Raw genomic sequence first — 19,959 nt, forward strand, 5'->3', positions numbered from 1 at the left:
AGTGCGCATCCACGGACGCGGGATGGAGCAGCCTGGTAGCTCGTCGGGCTCATAACCCGAAGGTCGTCGGTTCAAATCCGGCTCCCGCAACCAATTCTCTTCGGAGAAAAGCAGTAAGCTGTCGTGATGGAAGCGACAGTCGTTCGGACGCGGGATGGAGCAGCCTGGTAGCTCGTCGGGCTCATAACCCGAAGGTCGTCGGTTCAAATCCGGCTCCCGCAACCATTTTCTCTCAGGAGAAAATGCGGTAAACCTGTCGTGACGGAAGCGACAACAGTAATTCGGACGCGGGATGGAGCAGCATGGTAGCTCGTCGGGCTCATAACCCGAAGGTCGTCGGTTCAAATCCGGCTCCCGCAACCAATCAAGCACCCTTTTGGGTGTTTTTTTGTTTCTGGCATTCGCCAACCTTTCCCTGTGCTTATTTTCCTGCCGCCATCCTGTGGCCCCTCTTCCCTCTTTCCCGTCGTTTTCAGACCGGGCGCACTGCCTCTGCCTCATTAAGCCAGAAAGCTTTTGCCACCCGAACCTGTTATTTTTGGGGTGCCAATGGCGCACCATGAGCGAAATAAGCTTTAATCCCTGAAAAAATCGCGTGAGCGACCTGCTGCTGAAATTTGCTGGTGCGCAGTTTCCTTTCCTCTTCCAGATTACTGATGAACGCCGTTTCGACCAGAATCGAGGGAATGTCCGGCGCCTTCAATACCGCAAAGCCTGCCTGATCCACCGTTTTTTTATGCAGATGGTTGATCTTGCCCATCCCTGAAAGCACTTCTTTACCGAATTTCAAACTGTCGTTAACGGTAAGACTCTGCACCATATCAAACATGGTATGGTCGAGATAGCGATCGCCGCTCATGCTGACGCCGCCAATCAAATCCGATTCATTTTGCGTTTGAGCCAGATAGCGTGCCGCCGTGCTGGTCGCACCGTGTTTGGAAAGTGCGAATACCGATGAACCGCGTGCGGCCCTGCTGGTAAAAGCATCGGCATGAATAGAAACAAATAAATCGGCGCGCAGCCGGCGGGCTTTCGCCACCCTCACCTTTAATGGAATAAACACGTCTTCACTGCGGGTCATATGCGCCCGCATATTATGCTGTTTATCGATCAGCGCCTTTAGCCGCCGGGCAATCTGTAGCACCACGTCTTTTTCACGCGTTTTATGCTTGCCAATTGCGCCGGTATCTTCCCCGCCGTGACCGGGGTCGATCATGATAATTATGGGACGATCGTGTCCCGCTTTTCCCGGCAGCGGGGCCGAAGCGGGTTGGCTGGCTTCAAGATCGCCTTTGTTATAATCCTCAAGCAAGGCCAGCAGCGGATCGTCATGATGATGATTGCTGTGTCCCTGGGCCGGATAAAGATCCAGCACCAGCCGATTCTTCATACCGGCCACGGGATCGAGGGTAAAAACTTTCGGCGTGACGTTACGTTTCAGCTCCAGCACCAGCCGCACCGTCGTCGGATTAAATTGACCAACGCGCGCATTTTTTATGTAGGGATCGTCATGACGAACCAGCTTTCCCACGTTGTTAAGCACGCGGTTAAGATGAACGTTACTGATATCCACGACTACCCGCTGCGGATTACTCAAGGCAAACTGCTTGTATTTCAGTGGAGTATTGGATTCCAGCGTCAGACGCGAATAGGTCGATGAGGGCCAGATGCGGATAGCCACGACGTGACTGCTGGCCGCAAAACCCACTTTGCTCACGCCCAAAAGCAGAGTAGCGCCAGCGCTTTTTAAAAAAAGGCGTCGGCCAGGCGAAGGTAAATCAGACATGCAACTCCAGAGTGATTGCTGTTTTTTTTGCGAAAAATAGAGCCAAAATAAGACCAGGTGCGCAAACTTTAGCGAATCCTGCCAAAGGTGTCATCCGGAAAAGCGCAGCCGCGCGGTCTGTTAAACCCACTTGTTACCCGCTGTTAAAGAAAACAAAAAAAATTGCTACTTGCACCCGCCGCATAAAAGAATAAAAATACATTTTTAGCGAATAATAATTCATAGAGGGTTTGCCGTGAAGGAACGGAGTACCGAGCTGGTTCAGGGGTTTCGCCATACAGTCCCTTATATCAATGCCCACCGTGGTAAAACGTTTGTCATCATGCTGGGTGGTGAAGCCATCGAGCATGAGAACTTCTCAAGTATCGTCAACGATATCGGCCTTCTGCACAGCCTGGGCATTCGGCTGGTGGTGGTGTATGGCGCACGGCCACAGATTGATGCCAATCTTGCCGAGCACCAGCTGGAGCCGTTTTATCATAAACATACCCGCGTGACCGATGCGCAATCGCTGGAGCTGGTCAAACAGGCTGCCGGACGTTTGCAGCTGGATATCACCGCCCGCCTGTCGATGAGTCTGAATAATACGCCGCTTCAGGGCGCGCATATTAATGTGGTGAGCGGCAACTTTATTATCGCGCAGCCGCTGGGTGTGGATGACGGCATTGACTACTGTCACACCGGCCGTATCCGTCGTATCGATGAAGAAGCGATCCACCGCCAGCTCGACAGCGGCGCCATTGTGCTGCTGGGGCCGGTCGCGGTTTCCGTTACCGGCGAAAGCTTTAACCTGACGTCGGAAGAAGTGGCAACACAGCTGGCAATCAAGCTGAAAGCAGAAAAAATGATCGGATTCTGCGCTGAGCAGGGCGTGACCAACCGCGAAGGCAATATTATCTCTGAGCTGTTCCCGAACGAAGCTCAGCAGCGCATTGAAGAGCTGGAAAAGGACGATGATTATCTCTCCAGCACCGTTCGCTTCCTGCGCGGCGCGGTGAAAGCCTGCCGCAGCGGCGTGCGTCGCAGCCATCTGATCAGCTATCAGGAGGATGGCGCGCTGTTGCAGGAGCTGTTCTCCCGCGACGGTATCGGTACGCAGATCGTAATGGAAAGCGCTGAACAGATCCGTCGCGCCACCATTAATGATATCGGCGGCATTCTCGAACTGATCCGTCCGCTTGAGCAGCAGGGTATTTTAGTGCGGCGTTCACGCGAGCAGCTGGAGATGGAAATCGATAAATTCACCATTATCGAGCGTGATAACCTGACCATCGGCTGTGCGGCGCTTTATCCTTTCCCGGAAGAGCAGATTGGCGAAATGGCCTGCGTTGCCGTGCATCCCGACTATCGCAGTTCCTCACGGGGCGAAGCTTTGCTGGAACGCGTAGCGCTCCAGGCTCGTCAGATGGGGCTGAAAAAACTGTTTGTGCTCACCACTCGCAGCATCCACTGGTTCCAGGAACGCGGCTTTACGCCGGTTGATATTGAAGAGCTGCCGGAAAGTAAAAAGCAGATGTATAACTACCAGCGCCGTTCAAAAGTCTTAATGGCCGATCTCCGCCACGCGCGCCTGGCCTGACGCTAATCGCGGCTCTGAATGGCCGGGCTACTCGCCCAGCCTTTCAACCAGACCGCTGCGACGCTGAGTCTGCATTTTTACCGCGCTGTTTAACACCTGGCCATCGGCATACAGCGTAAGCTGCCGTCTGGCCCGGGTGATAGCGGTATAAACCAGCTCCCGCGTCAGCACTGGCGTAAACTGGTTCGGCAGCACCAGCAGCGTGTGGTCAAACTCCGACCCTTGTGATTTGTGCACCGTCATGGCAAAAGCGGTATCGTGCGGCGGTAAGCGGCTGGGCTGAACGGCCTTGATAGTGCCGTCCGGCAGCGGGAAGAAGACCTTTAGTGCGCCCTCTTCATCATTCATCGCAATGCCAATATCCCCATTGAACAAGCCCAGCGCGCTGTCGTTACGGGCAATCATCACGGGCCTTCCCACATACCATTTACCGCCAGCGCCCGCTGAACGGGTAATCAGCCGCTTCTGTTGTAGCGAAGCCTCAATACGTTCGTTGAGACCAAACACGCCAAATGGCCCTTCGCGCAGGGCACACAGAAGCTGAAAGCGACCAAAGGCTTCCAGTACCTGCTGTGAACTTGCTCCCTTCGCCAGCTGCACCAGATAGTCGCGATAGCCTTCCACACACCGATTTAACAGGTGCTGGTACTCTTCGCTGCTGTTCAGCGAAAAACGCTCAATATCGCCATAATCAGCCGCAAAAACCTGATTAAGCTGACGCGTGTCGCCTGCATTTACCGCCCGCGCCAGCTGACCAATTCCGGAAGAAGCGTCAAACCGATAGCTCTTACGCAGCAGACAGATGCTGTCACGCACCGGCGGTGCCGTCGCATCATCCAGTCCTTCAATAACGCAGCCGGTCAGTAGCGCCAGCATCTCAGCACGCTCATGGCTGTAGCCCGCTTCGGCACAGCGGCAAATATCGCCCAATACCGCGCCCGCTTCTACCGATGCCAGCTGATCGCGGTCGCCGAGGAAAATCACTCTGGCATGCGGTGGCAGCGCGGCAATCAGATTGGCCATCATCGGCAGATCGACCATTGACGCTTCGTCGACGACCAGCAAATCCAGATGCAGCGGATTGGCTGCGTGATAGCGCATCCGCTGGCTGCCCGGCACCGCGCCAAGCAGGCGATGCAGCGTGGTGGCTTCCGCCGGAAAACGCTGCTTTTCTGCTTCGCTGACGTCCAGGTCCTGTAGCGCCTTGCCCAGCGACTCCGTCAGGCGCGCCGCCGCTTTCCCGGTGGGTGCCGCCAGACGAATGCGCATTGAACCGGCCGACAGCTCCAGCAGCGTAGCCAGCAATTTAGCCACCGTAGTGGTCTTACCGGTTCCCGGCCCGCCTGAAATAACGGCGATTTGTCGGGTTATTGCCACGGCAGCGGCGATTTTCTGCCAGTTATCCGCTTCCAGCCCAAAATGCCTGTCGAGCGCGGCCCGTAGCCGCTGCTGGTCAAAATCACTAAAGGCGGTTTCACGCAGAATAAACTGCGCTACCAGGCCTTCTGACAGCCACATGCGGTGCAGATAAAGGCGTTGTTGATGTATGACCAGCGGCGTGGCCGTAGTACCGTCGCCTACCGCTTCAAAACCGGGCAGCAGGCTGGGCCAGTCAGGTTGGCCTGCCGCCTGCCAGAGCTGGCGTGCAAGCTCAGGATGACGCCCGGAAAACAGCGCGGACTCGGTAAGCTGCTCAAGCGGCAGGCATACGTGACCTTCTCCGGCTTCGGCACTGACCCAGGCCGCAGCAAGCATTAGCGCGGGTTGCGTTTCGTCGGCCACCATGCGGGCAAACTGCACGTCGAGCGAACGGAACAGACGTTGGTCGCAGGCGGCCAGCAATAATTGGTTCATTACAGACATACTTCTTCTCCGGCGAACAGGGCATCCAACGCCGCGACAAATTCAGCCTGTGGACGGGTACGGAATACGCCGTTTTCACTGGCTGTTCCTTCCATACCGCGCAGGAACAGATAGATCACGCCACCAAAATGCTGCTGATAGTCATAATCAGCCAGACGATGGCGCAGATAGCGATGCAGTGCCAGCGTATAGAGCTGGTACTGTAAGTCATAACGGTGAGATTGCATCGCGGCAGCCATCGCTTCCGGCGTATAGTGTTCGCCAGACTCGCCCAGCCAGTTAGATTTATAATCCAGCAGATAATATTTACCTTCCCAGCAAAATACCAGATCGATAAAGCCTTTTAGCATGCCCTGTACCTGCTGAAAGTTGAGCGTCGGGCAACCTTGCGAGAGCGAATCGTAATGGCGGATCAACTGGTCCAGCTTTGCGGCACTCAGCAGCTGCTCAATCGGCAAATAAAATTGCAGTTCGACCTGACGATTGTCAGCAGTCAGTTGATTAAGCGTAACGCCGGTGTCGTTAAGCGGCGTTCGCAGCACCTCTTCCAGCCACTGCTTCATTACCGGCAGCCAGGCAAGGTCATGGCCCTGCGCGGCCAGCTGCTCGCTCAGCCAGTTTTCATCAACGGGCTGCGTAAAATCTAACGCTTCAAATAAGCCATGCAGAAACGTTCCGGGCGCTGCGCCACGTGGAAAAGTATGCGGCGTAAGCTGAAGCGCGGTCTGGCTTTGCGCTTCGCCCGCCGCATCCACATCCAGTCGGGGAAGCAGTTCAAAGGCGGCGGAGTGCCCATGCTGCTGTAAACCCGAATAGCTGGTTACGCGCCACTCATCATGCAGAGATCGTGTCACCTGCAAGCTGTTAAGCTCCTCGTAAAAATCCTGTTCCGGCCGCCAGCTTTCGCTTTCCGGCTCGGTCGGCATAACGACCTCAATCGCCGGACTTTGCAGGCTTAGCAGCTGCTTATGCAGGCCCGCCGCATCCGCAGGCTCGCCAAGCTGGAGCAAATAGCCCAACGCGCTGTTGTGCAGATCGCTGTTACCTTCTTTTTTCCGGTTGCCTTTCACCAGCGGCGCCACGCCAACGCTGCAATGCCAGACTGAACGCGTCAGCGCCACGTAGAGCAGGCGCAAATCTTCAGCCAGCCGCTCCTGTTCAGCCAGCTCAACGCTTTCAGCTTCATCGCGCAAATCCAGCAGCGCCTGAAAGCTCTGCCGATCGTGATAAATGCCCTGGCCCGCTTCGCGATAGTTGGCGATAAAAGGTAGCCAGACCAGCGGATATTGCAGGCCTTTTGATTTGTGAATGGTGACAATCTGCACCAGGTGGCGATCGCTCTCCAGCCGCAGCTGCTGACTTGCCGACTGGCCGTTTGGCTGAGCCACTTCAGCCGCCAGCCAGCGTACCAGCGCGTGTTCGCTGTCAAGCTGTGCTGACGCTTCCTGCAACAGTTCGCCCAGGTGCAACAGGTCGGTCAGCCTGCGTTCGCCGCTGTCTGAAACCAGCAGGTTCTCTGCAATCTGGCGGTTTACCATCAGCTCTCGCAGCATCGGCAGCACGCCACGCTTTAGCCAACGCTGGCGATAGCGGTCAAACTCATCGACCAGCGCATCCCATCTGCGCTCGTCGCGGCTCAGTTCTTCCAGCGTTGCTGCATCCAAACCAAAAATGCTGGTTGCCAGTGCACTGCGCAATATACGCTCCTGCTCCGGTGCCAACACCGCCTGTAGCAGCCAAAGCATTTCGCGCGCTTCAGGCGTAGTAAAAACACTGTCGCGGTTGGAGAGATAAACGGAAGGAATATTCAAACCGTTCAGCGCTTCCCGCATAACGGCGGCTTCACCCCGGCTGCGCACCAGAATCGTAATATCCGAGGCCTGCACCGGCCGTAAAAATTCGCCTTTGCCAATTTGCGCCGTGCCTTGCTGTCCGGCCGTTAGCCAGCGACAGATATCTGCGGCGCACTGGCGAGCCATAAACTGCTGGTAATCACTGACGCCAACGCCTTCGCCCGGCTGTAAGCAGAAACGCAATGCGGGCTGAGGCTTACCCTCCATCACAAAATTCAGTGCCGCGTTTGGTGCAGCAGGTTCAACGGTAATAAAAGGGATCTCGTTGAACAAAAAGGGATTTGGCAGGCGCAGGAACAGCTGATTAACGCTGTTTACCATCGCAGGAGAGGAGCGCCAGTTAGTTTCAAGCGTGTAGTGAGCGCTAACTTCATTGCGCGCTTTCATATAGGTGAAAATATCGGCACCGCGAAAAGCATAGATCGCCTGCTTGGGATCGCCAATCAGCAGCAGCGCGTTGTCCGGCTGCTGACCATAGAGCGTACGGAAAATACGATACTGCTGGGGATCGGTATCCTGGAATTCATCAATCAGCGCTACCGGATAGCGAGTACGGATTGCCTGCGCCAGCGCTTCACCTCCGGGCTGCTGTAACGCACTATCCAGCCGTCCGAGCAGGTCATCAAAGCCAAGCAGCGCGTTCAGCCGCTTTTCTTTCTGCGTAGCAAAACGGATTTCTCGTAACGCGGTAGCGATAACCAAATCGCGCAGCGACAGCGGCTCGGCGAGGAAACGATCGATGTGTTCAAAGAGTGCATGCTGCGGCGGCTCGCCCTTTTTGGTTTTTTCCAACAGGATGCGTTGCCCGAAGCGCTCCAGCTCCTTTGGCACCTGATAGTCTGCCGTTTCTTCCGCTGCCCACTTGGTCAGTTTTTCCAGCCAGTTAGGTAAGTGCTTACTACTGTAACTTCGCTTGTCTACGCCTGACTGAGCAATCAAATCATGCAGGTTTTCTGCCGCACGCCAGGCGGCCTTCAGCCTGTCGATTTGCGCAATGATTTTTTCATGCCGCTGGGTAAAGGTTTCGTCTAAATCCAGCGGATGCTTTAGCGCAGGTGCCTCGCCGCTTAGCCAGGGCGAGAGCGTCGCCAGCAGCTGTTCCGGCCCCTGCCACATTTGCGTCATAACACGAGCTATCGGCAGCGGTAGCGGATAGCAAAAGCGCCGCCAGAAATCGGCCGCCGCCTGCCGCCGCAGCGGAAACTCATCCTCAATCAGCTGTTGTTCGAACAGCATGCCGGACTCAAAGGCGTTCAGATTGAGCATGCGCTGACAGAAACCGTGAATAGTGAAAATCCCGGCGTCATCCATCTGCCGTTCAGCAGCCAACAGCTGGGCGGCGGCCTGAGGCAAATCATCTATCTCAGCCATCAGCTGAGTAAGCACCGGATCGGCACTGTGCCCGCGAATGCAGGCAATACGCAGCTTGTGAATGTTTTCCCGGATACGCCCACGTAGCTCTGCCGTTGCCGCTTCGGTAAAGGTTACAACCAGAATTTCTTCTACCGGCAGCGGCCGCCCAAAAGAGGCTTCTCCGCCCAGCCCCAGCAGCAGGCGGAGATAGAGCAGGCCGATGGTAAAGGTTTTACCTGTTCCCGCAGAAGCTTCAATCAGCCTCTCACCCTGTAGCGGCAGAGTCAGAGGATCAAGGCGCTGCAATGTCATGATTTGTCGCTTTTCACCGGAAATGACTGCTGCAATTTCGACACTTCCTGCCAGGTGGTAAAGCCTGACGGTGCAGCGTAATCAGCCTTATCGTGCTGGCTGCCAGAAATCTGCGACAGCAGCGTTAATCCTTGTGGCGCCATGACGGCATCGTGGAAGAAGGTCGCGATTTTTTCCGGCGTTAGCGCCTGAATGCGTTTTATCACTTGCTCCCGCGTATCAAAGTTGTCATTTTCACGATTGAAATCTTTGCTAAAGCGTCCGGCTTCTTCATCCAGCGTTTGCGGACGTTGTTTCAGCTCGTTGATCATCGCGGTCTGATACTGAGCAAAATCCTCTTTACTCATGTCACGTAAACGCTTTTCCGCTGTCGGATAGAACGCGGCGAAACGCTCAAGCAAATAAGCCGGCTGTTTCACGTTGCTTTGTAGCAGGAAGCCGATCCCCCACTGACGCCCAACCGGCATCTGGAAAGAGAAGACCGCATAGCCGAGCTGCTCTTCCGTGCGCAGCTGGTTGTAAAACCATGGCTGAATAATCTGGCTGAGCATGGCGCTGTTAGCGATGCTGTCATGTTCTTCATAGCCAGGCGGCACGTAAAGCGCGGCCAGCGCAGAATCGGTGCTGCTGCCCTCTTTTTGCAGGTTAGCCGTCGTTTTCTTGTCAACCACCAGATACTGGCTATGCCACCAGCTTTGGCCTTCGCAGTTAAGCTGGTTTTTTAACTCGCCTGCCAGTGTCTTAACGCTGTCAGCGGTCATGTTACCGACGACCAGCAGTTCCGGCGTAGCATTTTCCAGCAGCATTTTGCGATACGCCTTCAAATCCTCAAGCGTCACCTCCGCCACCAGCTTACGGCGCTCGCTGCGCTGGGTGTATGGCAGCTGCGACAACATCTGTGCAGGCTGGATTGCCAGCTCAAAGGCTTTGCCTTTGTCCGCGGAGTCGAGCCGCTCCAGATACCAGGATTTTGCCTGATCCAGCTGCTGCCGATCCGGCTGATAGCTGGCATAACGTTTGAGCAAGGTTTTCATCAAATCCGGCAGGCGCTGAGTAAAACCGCTGGCATTAAAGGTGACGCCATCGTTCTCGCTGGTGGAGAAGCTGATGCCGCCAACCGACGCCTGCGAACTCAGCTCGTCCAGCGCCAGCCCGGCCAGGTAGTCATTCAAACCATACATCACCTGATTTTTCGCCGTGCTCATCGCTTCTTTGTTGCGCAGCGCCAGGGTGATATTGGCTTTGGGATCGTCCGCGTAGAACTGGCTCGGCATATAAAACGCCCGCAGGCCAGGCTGATTGATAAGCAGCTCCGGGTGCGCATATTTATGCTGCGGCTTAATCAGCGTGAAGTCGTCGGGGATGTACGGGTTAAGCACGGGCAGAGATAACGAAATCTTATCGCTGGCGGCCTGCCACGCTTTGAAACGCTCTGGCTCAATCTTATTCACCTGATAAGGCGCATTCACGAAGTAAGCCATTTTGTTGTGCGGTTCATTCGGGCTGATGTACCAGATGCGCGCGTTCTGTGGCGTCATACCGTCAAGCCGCGCTTTGATGGCCTGGGGATCGTACTGGTCAGCAATATAGGGGGCGACCAGCGTATCGGCGACAGGAACGCGCAACATGGTATCCGCCAGCCATTCGATATAGTCCATATCACGGGTAATGGAGGGATAACGGAAGTCCAGATCCAGCACGTGGGCGACTTCGTCAAAATAGCGTTTATCGATGCCGCCGCTGCGCAAGGTGTTCAGATAGCTGAACACTGCTGCCACCACTTCATCACGGTTAGCCAGCCCTTTATCGGTCAGCGAAACGGTAATAGAGAAGATGCCGCCGTTACGATCGATAACCGGATCGGCCCCCGCATCAATCGAATCTGCCAGTCCCTGGTTTTGCAGCCAGTCGGAGAGCGTATTTTTACTGCGGTTGCCAATCAGATAGCCGATCAGCGTATCGGTTTTGCTGCGAAATTTGTCGCTGTTATTGTCGATACGGAATTCAATTTTTAGCTGCTTACGAGGCTGGGCCGGTACGTAATGAATGATGATGCCTTTCTGCTTATCGGTCACCACCGGGACGGCGATCTCCGGCACAGCAGCCTGGTGCGTTTGCACACGGCCATAGGTTTTTGCGGCAATAGCTTGCAGTTCGGCCAGCGGCTTGTTGCTGTAAATTACCGCTTTCATCAGGTTGGCCGAGTAGTAACGCTGATAAAAAGCGGTTAGCGCATCATGTAGCTTGCTGTCTGGTTTGTCCTTCAGCGTTTCCAGGTTCCCGCCTGAGAACAGCGAAGCCGGGTGCTCAGGGTTTAAGGTTTCCGCACCCACCTGCGCCATTCGTAAGCCATCCCGGGACCGCGCCATCGTCAGCTCTGCATTGACCGCATGACGTTCACGATCGGCGTTTACCGGATCCAACAGCGGTTCGGCAATGGCATCGGCAAGCCGGTCAACAGCAGGCTCCAGTGCATCGTTCTCAACTTCAAGATAGAACGCAGTGCGGTAGGAAGCGGTGCTGGCATTGTGGCTGCCACCGTGCTTTTTCAGAAACTCGGCAAGGTTGTCTGGCTGCGGGTAGCGCTTCGACCCCATCAGCAACATATGCTCAAGATAGTGAGCCAGCCCCTGTTGATTACGGGGATTGTCTAGCGAGCCGATGGGGATCGTCAGCGCCGATAATGACCTGGTCGCTTGCGGATCGGAAACCAGCAGTACGGTTAACCCGTTATCCAGCTTGATCGCCTGATACTGGCGCGGATCTTTCTCGCTTTTACGAATCGTTTCAGGGACGGGCTGCCATCCCGATTGCGCCTGTGTCAGTGGACTCCAGAAGGTAAAAAGCAGGAAAAGAGTGGTGAACCAGACTGCATAACGACGCATTCAAACTCCTCGACGATCTGTTGCTCTGTTACCCCATGCCGTGCACACGGGGCGGTGAGACCGTTAAACCTAAAGACTTCACTTATCCCCGGCGGACAAGCAAACAGAAATAAACGTTAAAAAATAGTTATAAAGTAACATTACAGGATGTCTTACTTAATGTCATTGATCTGCATTAGTGGTAACAGCCACGCTTCTGCGTTATCGGTAATTGCACGAAACGTAGCTTCATCCAGCGTGCGGAAAAGCCGTGCCAGATAAGGGTCGCTGCCCTCACCTTCAACCTGCATATTGCCCTGCCAGGCCTGCAACAGCTTGATGCGCGCTTTTGCCTGGGTCGCTTCATCGTGCAGGATTGAGGCGGACTTCTCGTCATAGCTGGCTTCCAGCCATGCGCCACCCGTTTTGGGCAGCAGCAACAAGGGCGAACACATCCCCTGCCTGTAGCCCTGAATATAACGCTCCAGCCACGCCTGCGCTTCCTCAACCGGCAACGCCGGAAAACGCCACTGGCTCTCTTTGCGGCCATACATTCGGCTGTCACCGCTGCCGCCCAAAATGCAATAAACCAGGTGCTCAAGCCACAGCGCCAGTCCGTCAGTGAAGTTAAGATGCCCCGGGCGCCAACGCAGCAAACCATCATCCTGAACCTGGGGCAACCAGCCGTTCAGCTGAAGACCGGCGATTTGCAGGTTGATCTCCCAACTCTTCGAGTCTTTACGCTGTTCGCGTACCTGCCCTGCCAGCTCGCTCATATCTGTTAACTGCTCCTGCCAGAAAAGCTCGCCATAGGCGCCGTAAGGCAGATTCCCTGCGGCGCGCTGCCGGGCATACAGCGGTTCGCTGGGCTGCTCATCAATCAGGGTATTCAGCAGCTGGCTGTTTAGCTGGTAGCGACTGAGATTATCCAGCGTAAAGGGCTCAGCATCGGGCAGTTCGGTATCGGAGAGCAGGAAACTGACGCCCAGCCGCTGGCTGAAGAAGGCACGCACCGGATGACGCCAGAAGCGCACCAGGTGCTCGAAATTCAGTTCGGCCATCTCCAGTTCGGGCAGCGGCTGCATAAAAGGCGGATGCGGTACGCCGCTGGCCTTTGCCGCCGGTAGCCATTCTGCCGCATAGCTTTGATATTTCGCCTGCGGCAGAAAGTTTTCGGCGGCAAACGGCATACGGCTGTGCAGATGGTGCAGGTGCGCCACAACGGCCGCCGCGCTGGTATCAACATCCCGTCCCTGGTCGCCAGGCAAACAGAAGCTCTGACTGATGTATTCCACCAGTTCACTGACCAGTACCGACGGAAAACGTTCCGAGTTGTCCTGAATTGTACGGCCGATATAGCTGATATAAAGCTGTTGCTGAGCCGAATTCAGCGCCTCTAAAAACAGATAGCGATCATCGTCGCGCCGGCTGCGATCGCCTTTTTTGGGCTGCTGGCTCATCAGGTCAAACCCCAGCGGCGGCAGCGTGCGCGGATAAACGCCATCGTTCATGCCCAGCAGACAAACTACCTTAAAGGGAATGGAACGCATCGGCATCAGGGTACAGAAGTTGACGGGTCCGGCGAGAAAGCGCTGGCTGATCCTTTCCTGATCAAGCCTGGAGGCCAGCTCATCACGCAGCAGAGAAAGCGGCACGGCCTGCTGATACTGAGCCTGCACGCCGTAGTTAATGACCTGCTGCCACTGCTCTTCAATCAGCGCCAGCGCGGCTTCGGCATCGGCATCTCCGGCAAAAAAGTCGTTTAGCAGCTCGCGGCACAGCGGTAGCCAGCTTTCCAGCTCCCGAGGCGCGCTTAACAGCTCACGCCAGCGACGCAGCCGCATCAGCAGCTCGGCCAGATTGCCAGCCAGTTCGGCAATTAACCCGCTGGACTCGTCATAAGGCAAAATCCCCTGCCAGTGCCCGGTTTCGCTGTTCATCGCGTAGCCCAGCAGCATTCGCGTCAGGCCAAAATGCCAGGTATGTTGCCCGGTTGGCGGCAGATCCAGCTCGCGGACCGTGTCGTCATCCAGACCCCAGCGGATGCCCGATTCACCTACCCAATGGCGCAGGCGCCGCAGCCCCTCTTCATCAATAGCAAAGCGGCTGGCCAGGGCCGGGACCTCAAGCAGCGCCAGTACGCCCTCGGAGGTAAAGCGGCTGTCTGGCAGGCTCAGCAGCGAAATAAAAGCCTGTAGCGCAGGATGCGCCTGGCTGGCTCTGCGGTCGGAAATGGAGAAAGGCAAATAGCGTCCGGCCGGCGCATTACCAAATACGGCCTGAATAAAAGGCGTGTAGGCGTCAATATCTGCCACCATCACGATAATATCGCGCGGTGAAAGCGCGGGATCGTTAGCCATGATCTCTAACAGACGATCCTGTAAAACTTCAACCTCGCGCTGAGGGCTGTGGCAAAGATGAATACTGACGGATCGATCTTCAGGATCGAGGATCCGTTTGCTGTGGCTGGTCTCCCACTCTTCCTGCTTTAACCCAATAACGGCATTGTCTTCCAGCTCAAGCAGATCGCGCTGCAAGCTGTGCAGAAGGTTGCCCGGCTCGATGTCGACAAAAGCGTCAATTTCCCGGCACTCCATCTGTGCCAGCAAAAACAGGTTATCGCGTCCAAGCTTACCCCAGGAGGCCAGCAGCGGATTACTGAGCTGCTGCTCGCCCGCATCGTTAAACAGGCTGCTTGCATCTGACTGACGGAACAGCGCACTTTCGCCCTGTTGATTAAAATGCTGCCTGCGGCGGCTTTGCAGCTTCGCCAAAAAAGCGTAGTCCTGAATATCGCCCCAATAATGACGACAGGGGTTAGTAAACAACAGATGAATATCGATATGTTTACCCAGCGCCTGTAAGGCTTGCAGATACACGGGCGGCAATGCAGAAATACCACAAATAAATACGCGATCCGGTAAATTGGGCGGACGGCTGGCACTGTTTTCCAGCGTAGAGATAAAGCGGGCATAGAGATTTGCACGATGCCATTCCGGTTGTCCTAATTCGCGGTTGTATTCCACCAACGCGGCCCACAGCGGCGCCTGCCACAGCTGAGCTTCGCCCAGATCGGCTATTTGCTGCCCTTTTTCCCAGCTGTTCAGCCATTCTGACCGGTACACCAGATACTGGTCGAACAGATCGGCAATACGTGCTGCCAGCTGGAAAAGTTTTCTTTTATCCTCGTCATCGGTGAGGTAGTGCTTCAGCATAGCGAATTCGGTCCGCGTCAGCATTTCTGGCAGGATAGCCATCAGCTTCCAGCTCATGCTGGCTTTATTAAAGGCGCTCTCTTTAGGAATGCCGGGTAAAACGCGGACGAACATATCCCAGATAAAAGAAGCTGGCAGAGGAAAAGCGATATTGGCCGCGATGCCAAACTGCTCTGCCAGTGACATTTGTAACCACTGTGCCATCCCCGGACTTTGCACCAGCACCACTTCCGCCTGGAAGGGGTTACGCAACGGCTGATTTTCGATATGAAAAGCTGCCAGCGTCTTCAGCAAATCCAGCTGATTCGAGTGATAAACGGTAAACATGTCTGCTCCTGCTTTGGGACTAATGCTCTGCGTGAACACTGTACCCGAGCCGAAGGCCGTTGCAAATGCATCGGCCAGACGGTTTAGCAATCAGCAAGCATTATTTAAAGGTGTAGACCACGCCCATACGTAAGCGGAGCTGCCGCTCGCTGGAGTAAGCGCTTCTGCCAATATCCGCAAAAGTCACATAAGGTCTCCACTGTTTATTGTCGCCAAGGATATAATCGAACTGAAGTTCCTGTTCATAATTACTTTTTTTGTTGGCAAAAAGTTTGTCATCGCCATGCATATAAATAAATTTATACGTGCTAATCAGATTTTCCAAACGGTAGCGAAAATAAGCATCGAATCGATTAACCGTCCGGTGACGATCCAAACTGCAATTATCATGGCCCACATCATTGCACTGGCTGTCATGGGCGTAATCGCTAAGCTCCAGACGATATAAACCGCCGAGTGACCAACTGTCATTAATTTTATACCAGGGGGCTACACCAAATTTCCATTCTGTTCTGACAGAGCTGAATTCCGGCTGAATAAATGGCGAAACCGTCCAGTTACCGTAGTTAAACGTTTTCAGTAACGTCATTTCCACAACGTTCAGGACGGTATCATAGTAAAACTTGTCTTTCGGATCTGGCCCACCCGTTTTAAACTTGGTTTCCACTATAAAAGCGTAATTATCAGGAAGGTTGGCGCCTAAAGCCAGCTTGTCGTAATGAGTACGATCGCGCAGGCGATAGCCGTGTCGGTAGTCTACCGTAACATCTTTAACCGCTTCGGCCTGAATCTGATCGGCAAATCCCAGTGCAAGACTTAAAAATAGTGAATACTTCGCAAATCTTTTCATAATCGTTCTTCCATGACATCCGTGTTAAACAGAATAAAGGTATCAAAATCATGCATCCATTACGGGTTAATGTTATTTAATCTCCTGTTTTTAAAATATCCATTCAGATAAAATCCATCGTCAACAACTGAAGTGTTTAACGCGTGGGGGATTTATATTTTCAATGCATTACTGAAAAAATAGTTTGCACGTTAAATACACCCCTGAGAAAACTAATGGATGCATCAGCTTTAAACCTTTACGATATTGCCATTAATACTATTTTACTGGCAGCGGCAAAAAGATATCCTGAAGCCAGTTCTCATAATATGAGAATACAAGCTAATCGCTGTTTTTATTACAGCGTAACTGTTGCAGCGTTGCTTCGCGTCCTGCCGGGCTGACTGCGGTTGATGTTAGCAATTGACAGCCAGCTGGCCCCATTTTTTTACCGAGCGTTGTCTCCCAGCCTGCTGCCTCATAGCCTTCGAATCGAAGCCAGGCACGATACCAGGCTTCTCGCTGCTGTATCTGAAGCTGAAATCCTTTCGCTTGTGCAAGCTGATAATGCAACAGCGCGGTAAAACTCAGCGAGAACAGCAGTAACGCTACCAGCGTTTCCGGCAGGCTAAAACCCCCCTGTTTATTCATCTGAAAAACACCTTTTCTCTTCGGTGTATGGGCAGTAGTCAAGCCAGCCGTGCGGCTGAGCGAGGAGTTTCCCCGTACCCGTAACGCGGCTCACCCACTGATAAAAAGCCAGCGTTCCCGCCCCGCTGTCCCCCTTCAACAGTACGCGCTCTTGCTCAATCAGCAAACAGGCCCGCCAGCGGAAAAAGGATTCGATCTGACACTGCCAGCCAGCTTCCCCTTCCGGCCACTGCCGTTGCCTGCCCCAGTTCAGCGCCGATTCCGCCAGGCTTGCCTGCTGAAACCAGATACGCTCATCGGCCACCAGACTCAGCGCATCCTCTGCCTGTTGACGGGTGGCATTGAGCAGCATCGCCGACATCAGTAATAATATGATTACCGCTATCAGCGCGCCGCTCCCTTGTTGCCGTGAGTTCATAAATTTCCTGCCGTTATCCAGCTTTCCAGCGTAAGCGGAACGTCGGGAAAAGCGGTGGCGTATCCGCTCAGTAGCAGACGTATTTGCCGATCCGCTCGTGTTATCTGGAACGCGCTAATGGCAACAGAGGCAGGATCGTTCAGTTTTTCCCAACCTGCGGACTCGCAGCTGCTTACGCCACGCTGGGTTTCGAGGTTGCCGTTACGCAATCTGTAGCCATAATAATCGCTGTTTTCATTATTCGTTCCCTCCCATTTTCCGTTGCTGTTTTCATCCCAGCGCACTAACAGGCACATGCCGCCAGCGGTGCTGATTGTGAGCCCCTCACCCACGCATTCCCCGGCGCAATAACCGGCGCGGCGCACCGCTTTTTCCAGCGAGTTCATCATCAGCCTTAACTCTTCATGAAGCTGAAATGCCATCAGGGTGCGCAGGTTATTCATCTGTAAAGCAGGCAGAAAACGCGCGATGCCCAGCATCAACACGCTGCTGATAGCCAGAGCAATCAGCATTTCCAGCAGGGTAAAACCACGCTGATTCATGGGCAGGCATCCTGACAAATGCGCACTCTGGCCCGTGATGAAACGATGATATGCCGCTCACCGGCCTCGCTGGCGATGACAATCCGTCCCGGTTTGGCAACGTTACGTCGCCCATAAAACCCCATTCCCTCCGTCACAGAGAGCAGACCGATCTCTTCCCAGCTGGCAGTCAGCGTTCTGCGCTGTTTGTGCCCGCACGTCGTTTTTGGCCCACCGCCCAGACACCAGGGCTGACCGCTTATTTGCCACAGCAGTATCTGTTGGTTGTGCCCGTTAGCGTCGTTGCGCAGCCGCAGTAAAAAGTGCTGGATCTGGCGCGCGCTGGCGTTGAGCCGCTGCTGCTGCTGCCAGTGGCGCCAGCCCATAACGCCGCCCAGCATCAGCGTAGTGGCAATCACCATTACCACCAGCAGTTCCAGTAAGGTAAATCCGCTTGTCCTGTTCATCTTCACAGGGTGGCTTTTTTGCTAAAAGCGATCCACAGACCAATATCAGCGTTGCGAGACGTGCTCCGGCCTTTAATTCCGTTTGCAGTGCTACGGGTACTGACCTGCGGGATTGCTCGCAAAAAGACGGCTACCGGCGCGGAACGGCGGCATGCTTTTTTGCAGGAGAAATGAAGTGTGAGAAGGCAAACGGACGTTCAGGAGCGGATAAATCCGCTCCTGGTTATGAGCATCAGATCGCGACCGGCGCTTTGATGGCTGGATGGGGATCGTATCCTTCGATTTCAAAATCTTCGAAGCGATAGTCGAACAGCGAGGCGGGTTTACGCTTAATAACCAGCTTCGGCAGCGGACGCGGCTCACGAGTCAGTTGCAGATCGGTTTGTTCCATGTGGTTGCTGTACAGGTGCGTATCGCCGCCCGTCCAGACAAAATCACCGACCTGTAAATCACACTGCTGCGCGACCATATGCACCAACAGCGCATAGCTGGCGATGTTAAACGGCAGGCCGAGGAAAACATCGCAGGAGCGCTGGTAGAGCTGGCAGGAAAGCTTCCCGTCCGCCACGTAGAACTGGAAGAAAGCGTGACAGGGTGCCAGCGCCATTTCGTCCAGCTCGCCAACGTTCCAGGCAGAAACGATGATGCGGCGGGAATCCGGGTCGTTTTTCAACTGCTGCATCACTTTAGCCAGCTGGTCGATCTGCTCACCGTTTGGCGCGCCCCAGCTACGCCACTGTTTGCCGTAAACCGGACCGAGATCGCCATTTTCATCTGCCCACTCATCCCAGATAGTGACTTTGTTTTCCTTCAGATAGGCGATATTCGTCTCGCCCTTCAGGAACCAAAGCAGCTCGTGGATAATGGAGCGCAGATGACATTTTTTAGTCGTGACCAGCGGAAAACCTTCCTGCAAGTTGAAACGCATCTGATGACCAAAAATTGACAGCGTGCCGGTGCCGGTACGGTCATTTTTCGGCGTGCCTTCGGTCAGCACTTTTTGCATTAATTCCAGATACTGTTTCATTTTTCCTCACGTAGTTGCTGCGTAGTTCGACGGCGGTAAGCCCAAATCATCATAATCACGCCAGCGAAAATCATTGGCGTCGAAAGAATTTGCCCCATGCTGATGGTGTTGTCGAACAGGCCCAGCTGCGCATCCGGCTGACGGAAGAATTCCACAATAAAGCGGAACGTGCCGTAACCAATCAGGAACAGGCCAGAGACAGCGCCCATTGGGCGGTTTTTACGGATAAAGATATTCAGAATGATAAACAGTACCACCCCTTCAAGTATCAGCTCGTAAAGCTGAGAAGGATGGCGCGGCAGTACGCCATAGGTCGCCAGCAGCGACTGCCATTCTGGATGAGTGGCAGCCAGGGCGATATCTTCGCCACGCGAGCCGGGGAACAGCATCGCCCACGACAAATCGGGCGCGACGCGGCCCCAAAGCTCACCATTGATAAAGTTGCCCAGGCGGCCAGCGCCAAGACCAAACGGGATCAGCGGCGCAATGAAATCCGCTACCTGGAAGAAATTACGTTTGGTGCGACGGGCAAACCACAGCATGACGCAAATCACGCCGATTAAGCCGCCGTGGAACGACATGCCGCCATCCCAGACCTTAAACAGATAAAGCGGGTTATCCAGAAACAGCGGCAGGTTGTAAAACAGCACGTAACCGATACGGCCACCGAGGAAAACGCCGAGGAAACCGGCATAGAGCAGGTTTTCGACTTCATCTTTCGTCCAGCCGCTGCCCGGCTTGTTGGCGCGGCGCACGGCCAGCCACATGGCAAATATAAAGCCGACCAGGTACATCAAACCGTACCAGTGCAGAGCAATCGGCCCGACAGAGAAAATCACCGGATCAAATTGGGGGAAAGCCAGATAGCCGTTAGTCATCTTTCACCATTTTTAA

The 19,959-nt window shown here is 54.5% G+C and carries 13 protein-coding genes and 3 tRNA genes; 4 read left to right on the forward strand and 12 right to left on the reverse strand.

The window, feature by feature from the left end; genetic code table 11:
- Positions 1–16 precede the first annotated feature (16 nt).
- The 3 genes from AAGQ96_RS17165 to AAGQ96_RS17175 all read left to right on the forward strand — a co-directional run bounded on the left by AAGQ96_RS17165 (position 17) and on the right by AAGQ96_RS17175 (position 363).
- Positions 17–93: transfer RNA gene (locus tag AAGQ96_RS17165), tRNA-Met, on the forward strand.
- Between the two features lie 55 nt (positions 94–148).
- A tRNA-Met gene (locus tag AAGQ96_RS17170) sits at positions 149–225 on the forward strand.
- A 61-nt stretch (positions 226–286) separates the two neighbouring features.
- Positions 287–363: transfer RNA gene (locus AAGQ96_RS17175), tRNA-Met, on the forward strand.
- Between the two features lie 169 nt (positions 364–532).
- Here the strand turns inward: AAGQ96_RS17175 and amiC are convergent.
- Positions 533–1,786 carry an N-acetylmuramoyl-L-alanine amidase AmiC gene (amiC, locus tag AAGQ96_RS17180; RefSeq protein WP_342754128.1) on the reverse strand — a complete coding sequence of 418 codons (1,254 nt, stop codon included), beginning with the start codon at positions 1,784–1,786 and terminating at the stop codon, positions 533–535.
- Positions 1,787–2,021: 235 nt separating this feature from the next.
- On the opposite strand from amiC, the gene argA reads away from it, so the two are divergent.
- Complete coding sequence (argA, locus tag AAGQ96_RS17185; RefSeq protein WP_147199624.1) at positions 2,022–3,365, forward strand: amino-acid N-acetyltransferase; 1,344 nt, start codon at positions 2,022–2,024, stop codon at positions 3,363–3,365.
- Between the two features lie 27 nt (positions 3,366–3,392).
- Here the strand turns inward: argA and recD are convergent, their stop codons facing one another.
- The 11 genes from recD to lgt all read right to left on the reverse strand — a co-directional run bounded on the left by recD (position 3,393) and on the right by lgt (position 19,943).
- Positions 3,393–5,228, reverse strand: coding sequence for an exodeoxyribonuclease V subunit alpha (recD, locus tag AAGQ96_RS17190; RefSeq protein ID WP_342754129.1), 1,836 nt, complete (start codon positions 5,226–5,228; stop codon positions 3,393–3,395).
- A complete protein-coding gene (gene recB, locus AAGQ96_RS17195; RefSeq protein WP_342754130.1) occupies positions 5,219–8,746 on the reverse strand; it encodes an exodeoxyribonuclease V subunit beta in 3,528 nt (1,175 codons plus the stop codon). The genes recD and recB overlap by 10 nt, the downstream gene beginning before the upstream one ends.
- Positions 8,743–11,631 carry a pitrilysin gene (ptrA, locus tag AAGQ96_RS17200; RefSeq protein ID WP_342754131.1) on the reverse strand — a complete coding sequence of 963 codons (2,889 nt, stop codon included), beginning with the start codon at positions 11,629–11,631 and terminating at the stop codon, positions 8,743–8,745. Before ptrA ends, recB begins: the two co-directional genes overlap by 4 nt.
- A 152-nt stretch (positions 11,632–11,783) precedes the next feature.
- Positions 11,784–15,152 (reverse strand): exodeoxyribonuclease V subunit gamma, encoded by a 3,369-nt coding sequence (gene recC / locus AAGQ96_RS17205; RefSeq protein ID WP_342754132.1) that lies wholly within the window; start codon positions 15,150–15,152, stop codon positions 11,784–11,786.
- A 100-nt stretch (positions 15,153–15,252) separates the two neighbouring features.
- Positions 15,253–16,002: an oligogalacturonate-specific porin KdgM family protein gene (locus tag AAGQ96_RS17210; RefSeq protein WP_342754134.1), complete on the reverse strand. Its 750-nt coding sequence runs from the start codon at positions 16,000–16,002 to the stop codon at positions 15,253–15,255.
- A gap of 321 nt (positions 16,003–16,323) precedes the next feature.
- A complete protein-coding gene (locus tag AAGQ96_RS17215) occupies positions 16,324–16,632 on the reverse strand; it encodes a prepilin-type N-terminal cleavage/methylation domain-containing protein (RefSeq protein WP_147199630.1) in 309 nt (102 codons plus the stop codon).
- Positions 16,625–17,050 carry a DUF2509 family protein gene (locus AAGQ96_RS17220; protein ID WP_342754135.1) on the reverse strand — a complete coding sequence of 142 codons (426 nt, stop codon included), beginning with the start codon at positions 17,048–17,050 and terminating at the stop codon, positions 16,625–16,627. Before AAGQ96_RS17220 ends, AAGQ96_RS17215 begins: the two co-directional genes overlap by 8 nt.
- Positions 17,047–17,598: a prepilin peptidase-dependent protein gene (locus AAGQ96_RS17225; protein WP_147200667.1), complete on the reverse strand. Its 552-nt coding sequence runs from the start codon at positions 17,596–17,598 to the stop codon at positions 17,047–17,049. Before AAGQ96_RS17225 ends, AAGQ96_RS17220 begins: the two co-directional genes overlap by 4 nt.
- A complete protein-coding gene (locus AAGQ96_RS17230) occupies positions 17,589–18,038 on the reverse strand; it encodes a prepilin-type N-terminal cleavage/methylation domain-containing protein (protein WP_342754136.1) in 450 nt (149 codons plus the stop codon). Before AAGQ96_RS17230 ends, AAGQ96_RS17225 begins: the two co-directional genes overlap by 10 nt.
- A 232-nt stretch (positions 18,039–18,270) precedes the next feature.
- Complete coding sequence (gene thyA, locus AAGQ96_RS17235; RefSeq protein ID WP_147199633.1) at positions 18,271–19,065, reverse strand: thymidylate synthase; 795 nt, start codon at positions 19,063–19,065, stop codon at positions 18,271–18,273.
- On the reverse strand, positions 19,062–19,943 hold the full coding sequence (gene lgt, locus AAGQ96_RS17240) for a prolipoprotein diacylglyceryl transferase (protein ID WP_342754137.1): 882 nt from the start codon (positions 19,941–19,943) through the stop codon (positions 19,062–19,064). The genes thyA and lgt overlap by 4 nt, the downstream gene beginning before the upstream one ends.
- Positions 19,944–19,959 lie beyond the last annotated feature (16 nt).

This window comes from Pantoea sp. MBD-2R, from assembly GCF_039134845.1.
GTDB lineage: Bacteria > Pseudomonadota > Gammaproteobacteria > Enterobacterales > Enterobacteriaceae > Erwinia.